13 protein-coding genes are annotated in these 15667 nt (G+C 31.4%); all 13 read right to left on the reverse strand.

The window, feature by feature from the left end; translation table 11 throughout:
• Positions 1-281: 281 nt before the first annotated feature.
• A complete protein-coding gene (locus AC4AGG_RS00375) occupies positions 282-4034 on the reverse strand; it encodes an nSTAND3 domain-containing NTPase (protein ID WP_489769980.1) in 3753 nt (1250 codons plus the stop codon).
• 9 nt (positions 4035-4043) lie between these two features.
• The gene (locus AC4AGG_RS00380) at positions 4044-5147 is read right to left on the reverse strand and encodes a PDDEXK nuclease domain-containing protein (RefSeq protein WP_489769981.1); all 1104 of its coding nucleotides are present in this window, start codon (positions 5145-5147) and stop codon (positions 4044-4046) included.
• Between the two features lie 151 nt (positions 5148-5298).
• Complete coding sequence (locus AC4AGG_RS00385; RefSeq protein WP_489769982.1) at positions 5299-5940, reverse strand: ATP-binding protein; 642 nt, start codon at positions 5938-5940, stop codon at positions 5299-5301.
• 49 nt (positions 5941-5989) lie between these two features.
• Positions 5990-6847: a transcriptional regulator gene (locus AC4AGG_RS00390; protein WP_489769983.1), complete on the reverse strand. Its 858-nt coding sequence runs from the start codon at positions 6845-6847 to the stop codon at positions 5990-5992.
• Between the two features lie 52 nt (positions 6848-6899).
• Positions 6900-7154, reverse strand: a complete 255-nt coding sequence (locus AC4AGG_RS00395) for a helix-turn-helix domain-containing protein (RefSeq protein ID WP_489769984.1) — start codon at positions 7152-7154, stop codon at positions 6900-6902.
• 163 nt (positions 7155-7317) lie between these two features.
• Positions 7318-8004 (reverse strand): hypothetical protein, encoded by a 687-nt coding sequence (locus AC4AGG_RS00400; protein ID WP_489769985.1) that lies wholly within the window; start codon positions 8002-8004, stop codon positions 7318-7320.
• 73 nt (positions 8005-8077) lie between these two features.
• Positions 8078-8920 carry an RteC domain-containing protein gene (locus tag AC4AGG_RS00405; protein ID WP_489769986.1) on the reverse strand — a complete coding sequence of 281 codons (843 nt, stop codon included), beginning with the start codon at positions 8918-8920 and terminating at the stop codon, positions 8078-8080.
• Positions 8921-9072: 152 nt separating this feature from the next.
• Positions 9073-9384: a hypothetical protein gene (locus tag AC4AGG_RS00410; protein ID WP_489769987.1), complete on the reverse strand. Its 312-nt coding sequence runs from the start codon at positions 9382-9384 to the stop codon at positions 9073-9075.
• Between the two features lie 2 nt (positions 9385-9386).
• Positions 9387-9656, reverse strand: coding sequence for a hypothetical protein (locus tag AC4AGG_RS00415; RefSeq protein ID WP_489769988.1), 270 nt, complete (start codon positions 9654-9656; stop codon positions 9387-9389).
• 13 nt (positions 9657-9669) lie between these two features.
• Complete coding sequence (locus AC4AGG_RS00420) at positions 9670-11871, reverse strand: peptidase domain-containing ABC transporter (protein ID WP_489769989.1); 2202 nt, start codon at positions 11869-11871, stop codon at positions 9670-9672.
• A complete protein-coding gene (locus tag AC4AGG_RS00425; protein WP_489769990.1) occupies positions 11871-13166 on the reverse strand; it encodes a radical SAM protein in 1296 nt (431 codons plus the stop codon). Before AC4AGG_RS00425 ends, AC4AGG_RS00420 begins: the two co-directional genes overlap by 1 nt.
• Positions 13167-13223: 57 nt before the next feature.
• Complete coding sequence (locus AC4AGG_RS00430) at positions 13224-13412, reverse strand: hypothetical protein (protein ID WP_489769991.1); 189 nt, start codon at positions 13410-13412, stop codon at positions 13224-13226.
• 108 nt (positions 13413-13520) lie between these two features.
• Positions 13521-15623 carry a TonB-dependent receptor plug domain-containing protein gene (locus tag AC4AGG_RS00435; RefSeq protein WP_489769992.1) on the reverse strand — a complete coding sequence of 701 codons (2103 nt, stop codon included), beginning with the start codon at positions 15621-15623 and terminating at the stop codon, positions 13521-13523.
• Positions 15624-15667: the final 44 nt, after the last annotated feature.

A 15667-nucleotide genomic window follows, 5' to 3' on the forward strand; every position in this document is an offset into this window, starting at 1 on the left:
AATATTACTGGTGGTGAAGCTGGTGTAGGAACAGGGTTGTAACCTACTCTATCTGCATCATTTTTTGTGCACCGCTACATTGGGTGGGTGGGTTTAAAAGCGTTGGCAAGGCGTAGGCTGTGAAGGGCTATGCCCGAAACAAAGGAAAGCATTTTACATAATGCCACATTATAGGCACATTGCACTATGGCAGTTGCAGTAGCGTAGCGGAAGCAATCCCCGAAGCGGTGGCTGTGCGTATAATGTTCATTATGTAACTTGCTGTGGAAAGGCGAAGATATTTAATAATCCGGATATAAAAAATTACGCAATCTTTCTTGTTCAGCATATTTAATCGCCCAATTAATTTCTTGCTTCACTCTGTTTTTTATTGGGATTAATTCAAGTTGATTTTTACTTTTGATTATCGTATTGTATATGTTCTGCCAATCATTCTTCCTTAATTCACCAAGGTTTACATTACCATTAACTATCGTGCCACCATTGCCACGCCACCAAATTTTTGAAAAATCGTCAGCACTTGTATTGTGTTCTAAATAAAGTAGAAGGAATTTTTCAAAATCGTTTGAAAAGTAGTGTCTAATCGAACTAATAACAGAATTTACCTTATCCGTATTTCTGCAATATTTAACCATGTAATACTTTAAAAAAGATAATGCAGTGAACTTTTGCTCCTCTTTAATATTTTTAAAAAACATATCTGTACCCTCTTGACCAATACCAAAGAAACACCTGTTTTCAATCAAAGCATTAAATATATTTTCAATTTCTGCATCATTATACAATTCCCAAATAAATCCCAATTCATCTTTATGGCTTAAATTTCTGTATCCATTTTTATCATAAAAAAGTTCAATATATTTATAGATAAACCCTTTATCAATTTTCAGTATTTCTTTTAATCCATTTCTTTTATAATCAAAATTTTGAGGATAATTGGTATATTCAAACAAATATAACTCTTCTAGTAGTTCAATTTCAGTTATGAATTTGGTTGAGAACTCTTTAAAAAAATAATGATCTAAAATAATACGAATGCCATTTTTCTTTTTCTTAATTACGGTTTCTAAAATTATATAAGATATTTTAGAGTCTATTTTTTCAAACTTAAGAAACATATCAAAGTTAATATAGCATTGTGCATTAATGCCTTTTATCACTTGAATTACAGCACTTGTATATTCTTCATCAATAAACTCTTCAGGAAGCATTTCAAAAAAAGCTAATCTAAAGCGTAAAGCATTTATCGATTTCCACTTTTTTAAAAACTTCCAAAGCTTATCATAATGATTCTTATCCCTAACAATTAAAGGCATCGCTTTATGAGGAATAGGAAAATTACTATCAGGAAGATTCTTTAAGAAACATAAAAATAATGCAAAGCCTAATTCTTTATCTTTTTCAATATTTGCTTCTAAAATTGTATTTATCGGTTGCTGAATTTGATATGCATCATCAGATATTAAGAGACTGTTATTAATTGTATTTATGAATTTTGTAAATTCTTCAGGTGTAGAGAATGTAAAATGCTTTTTAATATCCTTTGACTTTAGTCTTTCAAAGTCAGTATGATTTTCAAAATCATAATCTGCTTTTCCTCTATGGTAGTTCCAATCAAATATTTTAAAATCATTAAATTCTTGGCTTTGAAATATTTTAAGTAAACTTCTATAACTTTTATCCTGTAGTTCCTGACCATCTAACCATTTAACAAATTCATGTACGAAGTAAATATTTTTAAAACTCTTTTTTTCCAAGATATTTTCTAAAAACGGTAAAATAAAACCTAAGTCAAAAACTAGTGCTTCCTTACTAACATCACCATAATGAGGCTTATAATCATTAATAATCATTGGGATTCTTTCGGGAAATTTATTGTATAGTAAAATAATCTGTTTCCAAATTTTCCGACGGATGATTTTAACTTTATTGGTAAGAGGAAGGGAATAGTTATAATGTACGAAGGAATTACCCTTTCTGCCAGATTTAAAAATTCTATCAATATGTGGTAAAAAACTTGATGCTAGTCCTAAGAATGCTTCAGTGTAATGCTCTAAACCTTCTTTAGTTTTACTAATCAATAAGTCTATTAACTTGCTTTGCTTTTCAAAATTATTGTTCAATTCGTCGTCATCGTCAAAACTTGCGTGTTCTTTAATCCGTCTAATTAATTCTGGAAAAGCAGTGGCTTTTTTTCTAGCATATTCAAATGCCAGTTCTAAAGCAGGAATAAAACTATCATTGGTATAACTTGTAAAAAAAGGTGTTAAATAAGGAAGAATATCATCTTTTGGATGGACAAATTCGTTGGTCTCATAGCTTGATATGTAAGCAGGAACCTTATCGCAACCTATATTCTCTATTTTATTGTAAAGGTAAGACAACGTTTCTTCTCTTTTGTAAAACCAAAACAGTTTTATAAATTTCGAAATTCTATCATCATCATTATAATAAGTATCGAAATAGCTATCAATATCTGGTTTAATTTTATCTAAAACCTCAAAATATCCAAACGTATTATTGGAATGTATTACAGTTTCTTTAAACCTGTTACTATAGTCATTAAAGTAAGAGAATAACAATACATTGAAGGACAGAATTTTTTCTTTAATAAATACTTTATAGAAAAAATAAGTGGACATTACTTGTTCAGAAATTCTAACATAGGAATCTTTAATTTCAACAAGTTCTCTATTGTGTAGCTCTTCAATCGCTTCTTGAAAGTCGATATATTCTAAATTGAAGGATACTAATAATTTTTCAATAAAATCCTTGTTGTCCCTTTCTATTGTATAAAAAAAGGAAACAATCGCAATGGATTTTAATAAAATTGGATTTTTGAACAAGTCGAAATCTTTAATAAATGTTTGAAAATAGATATCATATAAATTATAAACTCCACCCGTAAGAAACGCAACTTGTTTTTCTAAAGCAAGTTTAGAAGCCATAATTGCCAATCTTGCATTTCCATCAGAAAGCGATAAAATTTTATTTTGATATTGAACATTTTTTATTTTAAAAGAATCACTGCTGATCAGTGCTTTTATTTCTTCATCAGTAAACTTTTTAAGTGTAAGTGTTTCTAGTTCAAAATCAGTACAATGTTTTAATATTTCATCATAGGCGTAATTTCTCACTGTTAATACCAACTTCAATGTTCCTTTTCTATTTTCTTTGAATATACCTAGTATCTGAGAAAGATTTGCTATTTGTCTATTAACATCATCAATTAAGAGTATATAATTTTTATCGTGTTGCAACTGAATACGTAAATCCTCCCATATGTCAACATCTTTTCTTGCTATAACAAATGCCGTGTAATCCACATTTTCAGAAATAAAATTATTGAGAATTTCCAAACCTAATTTTGTTTTACCAACGCCTGCAGAACCCGAAATAATAAATAAATCTTTTGATTGCAAAATCTGTTGTGATATTGCTAATTCATTTTCTCTGTTAAGAAAAATATTATCTAAAGGGGTTGACAAATTTCCACCTTTATTGTTGTATTCTTCAATAAATTTAGATATTGGTAATATCTGGCCTGTTTCAAGTGGAATTCCCAAAATATCTTTTGACAATAGAGGATATTCAGAATAAATATCCAATGCGAGCTTATCTAATCCTATTAATTCAACGCGTATTCTTTTTTCCTTTGCATAAGAAAATACGGTACTTTCTTGTTCTGTAGATAATTTTGAATTATGAAATAGTAAAATTTTATCAATCTCTTTTCTGCTAATTTTAGTAACATTAGAATCAAGACATTTTTCAATATCTTCTATAAGTTTCTTTGCAACATCATCTGATTTTGTTGTAAACTCAACATATCGAAGTTCTCCTGTTGCAGTTCTGTAAAAAGTATCAGGTGTTCCTTTAATCGTTTTTTGTTTACCAAATTGACTTCCAACTCTACTTAAACTTAAAATATTCTTTTCTCTTAAATTCAAATAAGCATCACATAATGTTTGAAAAGTAGAGCTGTCAATGCCAAAAATTTGCTGTTCTATTAGCTTTAAACGACCTGTAATCATAACATCTTATTAACCAATTTGTTTTCGTAATTCTTCTTTGCTTGGAAGTATGGATTTGTACTCTTTTGCGAAAATGGTTTTGTTGTCTTCAGGAAGTGTAAACTCAATGACCGTCTTATTTTCTTCTTTACAAAGAATAATGCCAATGGTCGAATTTTCTTCGGGAAGTTTTATTTTTCTATCGTAATAATTGACATACATCTGCATTTGGCCAATATCCTGGTGTGTGAGCTTTCCAATTTTTAAATCAAATAAGACAAAACACTTTAGTAATCGATTGTAGAAAACCAAATCCACATAGAAACTATCGCCTTCAAATGTAAATCTTCGCTGTCTTCCTTCAAATAAGAAACCTTTCCCTAATTCCATCATAAAATGTTCTAATTTGTTGATGATTTCTGTTTCTAAATCGGATTCAGTATAACGATTGTCTTCCTTTAAATCTAAAAACTCCAGAACATAATGGCTTTTTAGTACATCTGTTGGTTTTTCAATAATCTGACCTTTTTCGGCTAAGTTTTTTACTGCTTTTTTATCTTTGCTTAAAGCCAATCTTTCATAAAGTGAAGTGTTATATTGTCTATTAAGTTCCCGAACACTCCAGTTATTTTGAGTAGCTTCTATTTCGTAAAAATTTCGTTCATCATCATTCTGAATTTTCATCAATTGGATATAATGTGACCAAGATAATGTGAAAGGAATTTGAAATTCCCCAGTCGCTAACTGAGAATTTTGAGAAATACGAGACGGTGTTGCGTAATTTTGAAATACTTCAGAAATCCCAAACGGTGTTTGGGATTTTTCCAATTTCCCAAACACTGTCTGGGAAATTCTATTTTGAAAAGTCAAATAAAAATTTCTAAAATATTCCAGATTCGAAGTAGAATAGCCCCGTCCAAATTCTTTTGTCAATTGCGAACTCAGATTTATAAGGGTTTCTTTGGCATAATCTGCACGTTCTTTCCCGTTTTGTTCATCTTCAACAATCATTCTTCCAATCTCGAAATTTGTCAACAACATTGTTGTATTGATATTTCGAACCAAATTGGATTTTGCCTTTTCAATAAGGTACTTAACCGACTGAAAAAGTGTATTTTGTCGCGTTTTGTTCATAAATACAAAGATAAATAATATATGGATTGATTAAAAATACAATAAAGGAGCGACGAATCCCAAATATTGTGAAGCAATATGCAGAGTGAGGAAGCAACGATTTGTATTTTTAGTCATTGAAATATCATTAAAAATTCGAAGTAAGTCCGTATCAACTCCGTTTGTCGTATGAGTTTTCATCATATCCAAATAGATTGAACATTTCCCTCATCCTGGAGCGGAGACGGTTTCCGTAAATGGATTCTATTTCACCGGCCGTTAAATTGGTTGTAATGTGCGTGATGATTCCTTTTTCTTTGAATAATTCGTAACGAGTGAGCAGAATTTCTGCCATAACATTACAGTCGTTTCCGAAGTATTTTGAGGTGGTTTCTGTACCTAAGTCGTCAAAACACAACATTCGTGGTATTCTGGTGTCGTGACTCAAATTACCTCGAGAATATTTCTCTAAAACTTCGTAACCGGATTGCATAAATTCTGAAACGATTTGTCGAGTAGAAACCACACCAAAAGATTTTCTTTTTGATGGTAGTTTTCTCATCAACTGGAGTAGTGTCGTTTTTCCACATCCGATAGGACCACTCAGAAGAATTCCTTTGTTAAGGTCGATATTCATTTCGTTTGCTACTAATTCATCTTCGAGAAACCAAGCCAAAATACCGAAAATAATTCCACGTTCATTTTCCGGAATATGAAAGCTTTTACCCAAAAATTGTTTGCCAATTTTGATGAGGTAAGCCACGACTTCCTTGTAATCGTAGGACATATGGATTTCTTTGGTTGGGAGTTGCATTTGTGGTGATGATATATTGGGATTGCTTCGTCATTCTTCCTCGCAATGACTACAGTTTTTCCTGGTATGATTTGTTGGTGGTAGCGTTGAGGTGGTCCGGTTTTGTAGTAACGGTTTGCTTCGTCGTTCGTTCCTCTCTTCTCGCAATGACGTTGAATTTTTTGGAATTTAGTATCCAGTTTCTCGCTGCAGCTTGCCAATTTTTCATTTTGGATTTGCCACCAACGAGCCAACCGTTGCTTTCGTAATGATTGAAAAATTTTTCGGCTTCTTCTTGAGATACGTCTTTTTCGGCGAAATACATTTTGATTTCGGGAAGTTGAGGTTTTCTAAATTGAGATTCTTTACTTCGCTTTGCTTCATTTCTCGCAATGACAGTTTCTGAACTTTTCTTTTCGCGCAACTTTTCTTTTTCATAATCTTCAGATTCAAAATGTAACTCATTCATTCTTTTTGTGTTTACACTATGTATATTGTTTATAATGTTTGTATTGTTTTTAGAAGGTATCAATGCTTGTTCATTAGCTGTATTGTTTTTGATAGGGTACTGGTCTAATGCTTGTACAGAGGTTATTTGTTTTTTGGTATTCTTCTTATTCAAATTTTGAACGTCTGGATTTTCGAAATTATAAAGCATTACTAAGCTACCTTTGTACGGATTGAATGATGGCATATATTCGATATATCCAAACTCCTGCAGTTGGTTAATGCACTTGTGATAGGTTCCCAGTGCTGATATTTTACTTAACCTCATCATTTCGTTTCGGGAAATACTAATCGGATTCTGAAAGTGATTAAGATTCCAAAATTGGAACAATGCCAAGTACAAACTGATATGCGTTGGATTCAAGCGTTCATCAGCTTGGATTTTGTCATAAAAACCTGTGAGATGTCGGATGTAGTTCATTTTTTCTAATTGAGAATTGAAAAAGGATTGCTTCGTACCTCGCAATGACGATTTATTGATTGAGCATTTTTTCGATGTCTTGGTAATTGTAATACAATGTTCCGCCTACTTTGGAAAAGCGTAGCGTACCGTTAATGCGAAGATTTTGTAATGTTCCAGCAGAACATTTGAGTAAATTTCGGACTTCTGAAGAGCGAAGCCATAATTTTTGCTGTGTGGTTTTGACTTGTAACAGATTTTTAATATCTCCTAATAATTCGGTTTTGAATTCTTGAAGGTCTTCTTTAGTTAATACTTCGAGTGCCATAATTTTGGATATTTAAAATTGATGACCACAAAGTTTCTTCCTTTTTATGGTGTTTTATCACAATGTTAACCGAAGTTGTGAACAATTTTTTATAACAAAAAACTCTAAAAAGTATTTTTAAAAATGACTTTTTAGAGTTGTAAAATCAGACCAAATTGCAAAATCACAAGTTGTGAAAAAAATAATTTGAATATTCTTTGATGTATGAAAAGCTTTTTATGGTTATAGAAATAGGGATTTGATAGCAATAACCAACTTTGTTTTTGCGGACATAAGTTTTTTTGAAGTTCTTCTTATTTTCATTTACCAATTCAATTGCTATAAAATATGGTTCAACATCTGTGTTTTCCAATTCCGATCGGTCATATACTGCCAATAAAATTGGAGTTTTTGTAAACTTTTGCATATTGAGGTGTCTTTCTAAATCTTCGCATTTGAAATAAAAGAAATTCTCTCCCTTATCTTTATAAAAATTTCTGCACTTGACTTCAATTTCGAGATTTCCGTAGTTTCTAATCAAAAAGTCACCTCTTTTAATCGGAATATATTTTTTCTCTAGCAAATATTGCTTAAAACTGTTAGCATCTTGGCTTAAGTCCTCAACGATTAACTCGTGTAATTTTGCTTGTTCTTTAAAAATTCTCTGAGCCTTCAATCCTGCCCTAAACCAGTCTTCACTGTAATACTTGAATTTATCAGAATCGCCAATTCTGACTGGACTCCAACTCTCTTCACCCTGATAAATAATAGTGTCTTCCTTTATGAATTCAATGTCAGCAAGTTCGCTTTCATGCTGAACATACAAATGTTGTAACTGATTATTCTCTAAATTAACAATGTGATAGCCCATATTTTTTAATTATAATTTCTTAAACACCTCGAGTCATATGCAAAGCGTATGACAACCCCACGAAACAGGGGAATTAATTTTCGTCCGCATCATCCATTCTTTTGTTTAGTGTTTGAGTGAGTGCATCTAAGAATTTGGTTTTGGATGCTTTACGGATTCGGATTTCTAAAAATACTCGATGGAATTGTCCTAAATCGACATTGAATAATTTTTCAAAATTTTCGGCTATTTCTTTTAGCTCTAACGCTCCGTTATTGAAAACACCTTCAGCGTGTAAGGCATACAATAACTCAATTAATGCAACTTTTGGTGCTGTCCATTTTAGACTGGAAAATAGCATTGGCTTGTTCTCTGAGCTATGAATTTTGTACAAATTGGACAACTGATGTTCAATATACACCTGCAACTGATCATTGGCAATAATTTTGGAAACTATATAATCGTGAGAAGTAGTAAAAGAGTGGTCGGACTCAAAAAAGTGCGTGTCTAAATTGAGCTTGATGTCATACTTTCCTCTAACAAAATAATGATTATCCAAGAAAGTGCATCCTGTACGATAGTACCTGTAAAACTCCAGATTGTTCTCAAAATAGGTCTTGAGTGTTGCCAATTGAGCTTCGTAATATTTTCGAGTAATTTTTTCTCCTCCGCTCGGCTTTTTGGTTTCCATTCGGAAAACATCATTGTGATAAATGAGCTTAGAGAGAATCCTTGGTTTGATATTTTTGAAAAAGTCAATTTCAGCTTCCGTATTTTGAAATGGATTTGCTAAAAGATATCCTTTGACTTTCTCCAAAGTTTCCAAACTTAATACCATTGCCGATTCTGAAAACACAATAGGGTTATCAATTTCCATGGACAGCTCCCGAATGTTCTCCCGAAGGGTATCAATGATATTTTCAAAATATTCCTGCACTTGGTATAATTACGATTTGAGAATTACGGATTACATGTCAAAAAACTTAAATTGTGCTATGATTTATGAATTTTGACCGATTGTTTTAGTCCTTTTTTGAGAGTTTCTTCCTAATCTTAATAAATTTCAACAAACTATCATCAATTTGTTTGTTATTTTTCAAGAAGAATATTTTGAAGTTTATTTAAAACCTCTGAATCAGCATCAGTAAAAGCGTCCGGCAAAATAAACCAAGTAGGATGACTCCTAGATGTAGGCACCCCTAAACACTCCTTAATACCCGATTTTTTATCTGGATTATCCCATTCGCGCAACCCTATATTCCATCTGATTCCTAATTTTTCTTCTCCATACCAAGTTAATTTAGCAACGCTGTATTCTCCATCATCAAAAATAACTTCAACTTTTGAAACGGCATCTCTTGGACTTAAAATTGTACTGGGATTTCTGTATCTGTAACTCATACTTATAAATTTTCTTGTAACCAATCAGCACAATTTTTATCAAAACCTAACCATGCTGCATTTCGAACTAATTCTACAACCAATAATTCATCATTACTATCAATTTTTTGACTTAGCGTGTTCCTAATATGTTCTGGAGTAAAATTTGTTTTAACAATCCACGTACTATCCAAGCAATGCCACCACAACCCTAATGATTTAATCGCATCAATTATTTCATTGTAATTCTGACCTTTAGCATTTAAGTCATATCCGATTAAAATACTTTTCATTCTTAATGATTTTTTAATTTCCTAGTTCTAATTGATTTTTTACAAGGTTATAATAATCCGCCTTTTTGCTTACTAATTCCTGATGATTGCCATGCTCTACAATTTCTCCATTTTTAAGAACGATAATTTGGTCAGCATTTTTTACCGTAGAAAGACGATGTGCCACGATAATTACCGTTTTTCCTTTGAAGAATGATTGTAAATTATCGTGAATTATTTTTTCATTTTCTGCATCTAAAGCTGAGGTGGCTTCATCAAATAAAATAAAATGGGGATTTTTGTATACCGCTCTTGCTATGAGTATTCTTTGTTTTTGACCTCCTGAAATTCCATTACCAGAAGCACCGATTTTGGTGTTTAACCCCAAAGGTAAATCTTCCACAAAAGATTTGATATTGGCGGTCGCTAATGCTTTATCGAGTTTTTCATAATCTATATTCTCATCACTTGTGGCTATGTTTCTCTCTATGGTATCGGAAAAGATAAAACCATCTTGCATTACCACTCCGCAATTTTTACGCAAGTCTGTTGGCGAAATCTCATTAATATTAAGATGATTAAACAATATATCGCCTTTTACAGGTTCGTAAAATTTAAGAAGCATTTTCATTAATGTGGTTTTACCACTTCCACTGGCACCAACAATGGCGGTTACTTTACCGTCTGGAACAAATAAATTAATATCTTTAAGTACATAAGGAGATTGTGGGCCTTCATATTGAAAAGAAACATCCTTAAAGTAAATCCCTTTTTCGATACCGTTTTGTTCTGTATATTTTTTGCTTAATAAAGGAACTTGATTTTTCTGTTCTTCTTCAGGGTGGTTTTGAACTTCATTGAGGCGGGATAAACTTAGTCTGGCATCTTGTAATGAGCGGAAAAAATTAATCAATTGACTTACTGGAGAATTCATTTGTCCGATAATGTAAGATACACTGAGTAACGCTCCCAACGTCATGTGTCCTTCTACCACAAAAGAAGCGGCGAGAAAAGTAACCACAATATTTTTGAGTTGATTGATAAAATCAAAACCAGAAAGCTGAAGCTGGTCTAACTTTAGAATACGAATATTGATTTTAAATAATTTTTGCTGAATATTTTCCCACTCTTTACGTTTAAAATCCTCAAATTGGTTGAGTTTCATTTCTGAAACTCCATTAATAATTTCGTATATGGACTCCTGATTCTCGCTTCTTTGTTGAAAACGGAAGTAGTCTAAAATTTTTCTTTTCTTCATCCAATACAGAGACCAAATAACAGATACAACCGTCAACACCATATAAACTGCTAAAATGCGGAAATCATAATACCATAACACGCCGAAGAATACCGAAAAGGTAATCATAGAAAACAACGTTAATAAGCTTTGTGATGTTAGAAAACTTTCTATCCGCTCATGGTCTTGAATGCGTTGGTTGAAATCACCCATCAATTTAGTATCAAAAAACTTAATGGGAAGTTTTAATAATTTTTTGAGAAAATCTGAGATAATTTGAATGTTAATTTTGGTACCCATTACCAACATAATCCAATTGCGGAATATCCCGAAAATAATATTACCAAAGAAAAATGCCAACTGTGCGAGAAGAATGTAGGTAATTACTGAAAGATTCTTTTTGTTAACCCCATCATCTATTAGTTTTTGGGTAAGAATGGGAAAAACCAAAGTTGTAACTGTACCAAGAAGCAACAACAAAAAGAGTTGGAACATCTGCTTTTTATAGGGTTTTAAATAATTGAGCAGATATTTGGCAGAAAGTCTTTCTTCCTGCGGAGGTGTTTGTTTATAAAATTCTTCTGTGGGTTCTAAAAATAGTGCAATGCCTTTATTACCATCTGAAAACCAAGCTTTTTCAAACTTTTCTTCCGAAAGAGAGATAAAACCGTGTCCCGGATCTGCAATTTTGTATATTGGTTTTCTATAAAAAATATTTTTTGAAATTTTATACAGCACTACAAAATGATTTTGATTCCAATGAAGAATGCAAGGCAAGAGGTCATTAGTAAAGTCTTTAGTTTCTAATTTAGCGGCAACCGTTTTAAAACCTATTTTATGGGCTGCCTCGGTTATTCCCAACAATGATACGCCTTCCCGTGTAATAAAACTTTTGTCTCGCAAATATTGCAAACCGAAGTTTTTACCATAGCAAGAAGATAGCATGGCTAAACAAGCGGGACCACAGTCCATTTGGTCATATTGAGAAAAAAACACCATTAAATTAATTCTTCATCTAAAAACATACGTAACACAACCTCTTTTTTACTGTTTTCATCAAAGTTATGCACACAGTAATCTTTATCAACATTTTCAACGATCATTTGGCTGCAGCCTCCCCCACAGATTGGTAAGATAGTACATTCTAGACATGGTTTGTTAGTCATTTTAGGAATAAGTCGTTTATTATGTTGTTCATTCCAAATTATTTCTCCTTTAGTATTTAATATACCTTCCTTATTGGCTTGATTGAAATCTCTAGCATTACACTTATAAACATCTCCATTATAATTAATGACAGCTTGATTGTTTTTGTCTGCATAACAAGAATTTCTTAGAGTGTCAGATAATAATGCACTACGATGATTGATACCTTTTTCTTTTGCATAAAATTTAAAATTATCTACCATATCTGTGAGTTCTTGTGAATTTGGTTCTTGGAAAACTTTTTGCATTGACAACGCAATATTTTTTTTTGCAGTATCTTCCAAACTCTCTAAATCATTAATAACACTTTCAAGACCAATTAAATTTTCTCTTGTATAATTTATTCGCAGTGTCACAAACATATTATTTTGAGCCAAGGCCCTAACATTTTGTATTATCTTATCATATGAACCTCTTTTTTTTGATACATATCTTACTTGATCATGTTTTTCTTTATTTCCATCAAGTGTAATTTGAAAACCAGAGATTTTATAATTATTTAATTCATTAATAATTTTATCATTAATGAGAAGTCCATTAGTAGTAATTGCTAGTTCGAGCCCTTTATTATGTTTATCAGTAATTGTTTTAGCTCCTTTAATAAGCTTTATCATTTTATCATAAAACAATAATGGCTCCCCGCCAAAGAAAGATAATACAATGTATTTTAAGTCTGGTTTATTTGTTAAAATATTATCAATTAATTTTTCTATATTTTGTATTGTTTCGTCTTTTAATTGCGACTTTTTTTCATGAGTTTCATAACAATACCAACATTTAAAATTACAATTCATAGTGGGATTAATTATGAGATGAAAATATTCATCCTGATTATCCACTGTATTGATAAGCTCCCTAACATTTTCTAATTCATTGATGTTTTTTTCTAAAAAAAAGCCATTAAGTACTAATGCTTCATAAAATTCTGGATGAACATCGTTTAATTCTTCAAAATCTACCTCAGTTCTTACCGAATTATACATATCATACAGGAACTGTTCTATTAATAAAAATTTATTAGTATATGAATTATGAAGGATAACTAAATTATCAAAATTAACTATCGTATTAAATTTACTTTTTTTCATATCGATTTATTTGTAAAATAAGGCTGCTTTCAACAAAAGCAGCCTAAATTGTTTGACTTATGAACAAGCACAAGCACAAGTGTGACCACTTGCAACATCAACATTTACATTTGTTGGATCCTTAATTGCAACATTTGCAGTAAATGTCGAAAAACCACCTTTCAGTTTTCCTGTTTGAGTTTCAGAAAGAGTTTGTACTTTTTTAGCAAGCTCTTGGAATCTTTTGTTTTGATTTTTATTTTCCATTTTGATAATTTTTTGGAAGTTAAAATTTATTTTTTTGCTTTAAAGAAAGCGATATTTAAACATGTCCTATTTATATTGCGCACTAAAAATAAGATAATGTGAAAATCATTAAAAAGTTGTAGCTGGAGCTGTATTATTATTAAGTTTCTTTTGTATTTTCAATTTTTTTCCGCTAGAAAAATCATAACTCAATCCAAATACCAGCATATTTTTGTTATCATAGATACGAGATTCTCTATTATATTCTACCAAACTTTCAGGAAGACTTTTCGTCTTATATTTTGATGGCATTCCCATCCAATACAATCCAGAAAAAAAAGTCCAATCTTTTAAGCTATATCTTACAAAGAAATTATTGGCATTTTCAGTACTTGTCAAAAAAGCACCATACAACATATTGGTTGGAAAATTAAATTGATATTGAAAATAAAACGATTTATATTCAGATGATATAATAAAATTGTTTCTAACCTGTTTATTAACAATTTCTTGATCTGATTTTGTTTTCAGTTTTGTTGTTGCGGGGACTATAAATACTTTCAAAACGAGAAGCTTGTTTCCTAAAGGCTTCAATGTTCCTGAAAACTGTAAACCCAAATCTCGTGTATATTTTGTGTTTTCATATGTTAGTCCAAATCCTTCATCTGTTGCTACAAAAAATTGGTTAAAAGCATCAGGTTTATATTCATAAAATAAAATTGTATTGAAATCAAAATATTTATTGTTGAAATTATATTGAATACTTCCATAGTAATCTTCATAATTTTTTAGGTATGGATTTCCATATTGTACTATGTTAGGTACAACTTGTATAATATTTTTACTCAAATAGGCACCGCTTGGACTGTGAATGCCATAATCGGCATAAAGTCTAATCGTTTGATTTTTTTGTAAATCATAGCTTAAAGTAATTTTTGGATTAGGTGCCCAATCGTCTTGGGTGGTTTCAGCACTTCTGTTATGAATGTTTGTAAGGCCAAATCCTAATCGATAAGAAAATTTATCTTTTTTGCCTGAATATTCACTATAAATATATTGTTCAAGATAATTAACCGAATAATTGGAAGCTCCAAGAAGATTAACCAAATCATTCTCAATATTGGTATTTGTAATTCTGTAACCGGAACTTAAATTTCCTTTTTCAAACTTGTGAACGTGAGCTATTTCACCAACAATTCCCGTCTGCTTTGCCTTCAGATTCATATCATTATTAAAAACATCGTTTCCAGTGTCAGTTATCCATTCATGATCAAACTGGCTAGATTTAGTATTGTAATAAGAGCCGATTAAATTTAAACTTAGTTCATCTTTCTTTCCTATATTTTTTGAATAATACAGATCTAAAGTAGGAGCTGTATAATTAGATCCGGAATTATGAATTGTACTATGATTTTCTGATGAAGAACCTTCCGTAAACACACTATTTCCTTTACCATGTACAAAATTAGAATTAATAAAAAAACTTAATTTGCTCTGAAAAGTATGCTTTTCAGGTATTACATTGGCATACCGCAATACAATATTTTGATTTGTATAACCAAAATGATCCTTCTGTTGTTCATCTGAACGATAATGAATATTGTTCAAATAATAATCATAAGTCTTATCTACTATACGGTCGCTATAATCTCTTAAATTGATAGAGTACTCCAAACCAAAATCATTCTTCCCTTTGGTATAACCCGCATAAGCGGAACCATTAACAAATCCTGTTGTTAAAGCAGAGGTAACATCTGCACCGTAAGAATAACCAACTTCTGGATTTCTAGTTATAATGTTGACCACCGTATCTGCACGCTGAGAATATCTTGCAGGTGGAATATCAAAATATTCTACCCGCACCACATTGTTTGGGGCAATACTTTTGATTTGGTTATCACTCGCCTCAATTCCATTAATAAGAAACAAAACCGTACCTCCTTTAATACTTGTAACTGTATTAGAAATTGGATCTAACTGAAGTTCTGGCAAAGTGGTCAACAAATCTTTTGCATATCTTGCTTTTTCCAATGCTTCTTTATCAAAAGTATAGTTGGCGTGGTCTGCAAACTGTTTTTTGCGTTGTCCCTTTAAAATTACTTCTTGAATCTCTTTAGTGTTTAATGTGTCGGTTTTCTCAATAGAGACTTTCTCAGATGCATTTTGTGCATAAGAGAAAATTCCTATAAAGAAGAATACTAAAATGTAAAATGAATGTGTGTTTCTTTTCATAACTCAATTTTGCATAAGACAGTTTGCCAAGGTCTTATGTTACG

The sequence above is a fragment of the Chryseobacterium sp. CG10_8 genome, from assembly GCF_058117085.1.

What these genes read in the sequence shown, in the direction of transcription:
- AC4AGG_RS00375 (WP_489769980.1), bottom strand. Translation starts at nt 4,034, where the DNA reads ATGATTACAGGTCGTTTAAAGCTAATAGAACAGCAAATTTTTGGCATT.
- AC4AGG_RS00380 (WP_489769981.1), bottom strand. Translation starts at nt 5,147, where the DNA reads ATGAACAAAACGCGACAAAATACACTTTTTCAGTCGGTTAAGTACCTT.
- AC4AGG_RS00385 (WP_489769982.1), bottom strand. Translation starts at nt 5,940, where the DNA reads ATGCAACTCCCAACCAAAGAAATCCATATGTCCTACGATTACAAGGAA.
- AC4AGG_RS00390 (WP_489769983.1), bottom strand. Translation starts at nt 6,847, where the DNA reads ATGAACTACATCCGACATCTCACAGGTTTTTATGACAAAATCCAAGCT.
- AC4AGG_RS00395 (WP_489769984.1), bottom strand. Translation starts at nt 7,154, where the DNA reads ATGGCACTCGAAGTATTAACTAAAGAAGACCTTCAAGAATTCAAAACC.
- AC4AGG_RS00400 (WP_489769985.1), bottom strand. Translation starts at nt 8,004, where the DNA reads ATGGGCTATCACATTGTTAATTTAGAGAATAATCAGTTACAACATTTG.
- AC4AGG_RS00410 (WP_489769987.1), bottom strand. Translation starts at nt 9,384, where the DNA reads ATGAGTTACAGATACAGAAATCCCAGTACAATTTTAAGTCCAAGAGAT.
- AC4AGG_RS00415 (WP_489769988.1), bottom strand. Translation starts at nt 9,656, where the DNA reads ATGAAAAGTATTTTAATCGGATATGACTTAAATGCTAAAGGTCAGAAT.
- AC4AGG_RS00420 (WP_489769989.1), bottom strand. Translation starts at nt 11,871, where the DNA reads ATGGTGTTTTTTTCTCAATATGACCAAATGGACTGTGGTCCCGCTTGT.
- AC4AGG_RS00425 (WP_489769990.1), bottom strand. Translation starts at nt 13,166, where the DNA reads ATGAAAAAAAGTAAATTTAATACGATAGTTAATTTTGATAATTTAGTT.
- AC4AGG_RS00430 (WP_489769991.1), bottom strand. Translation starts at nt 13,412, where the DNA reads ATGGAAAATAAAAATCAAAACAAAAGATTCCAAGAGCTTGCTAAAAAA.
- AC4AGG_RS00435 (WP_489769992.1), bottom strand. Translation starts at nt 15,623, where the DNA reads ATGAAAAGAAACACACATTCATTTTACATTTTAGTATTCTTCTTTATA.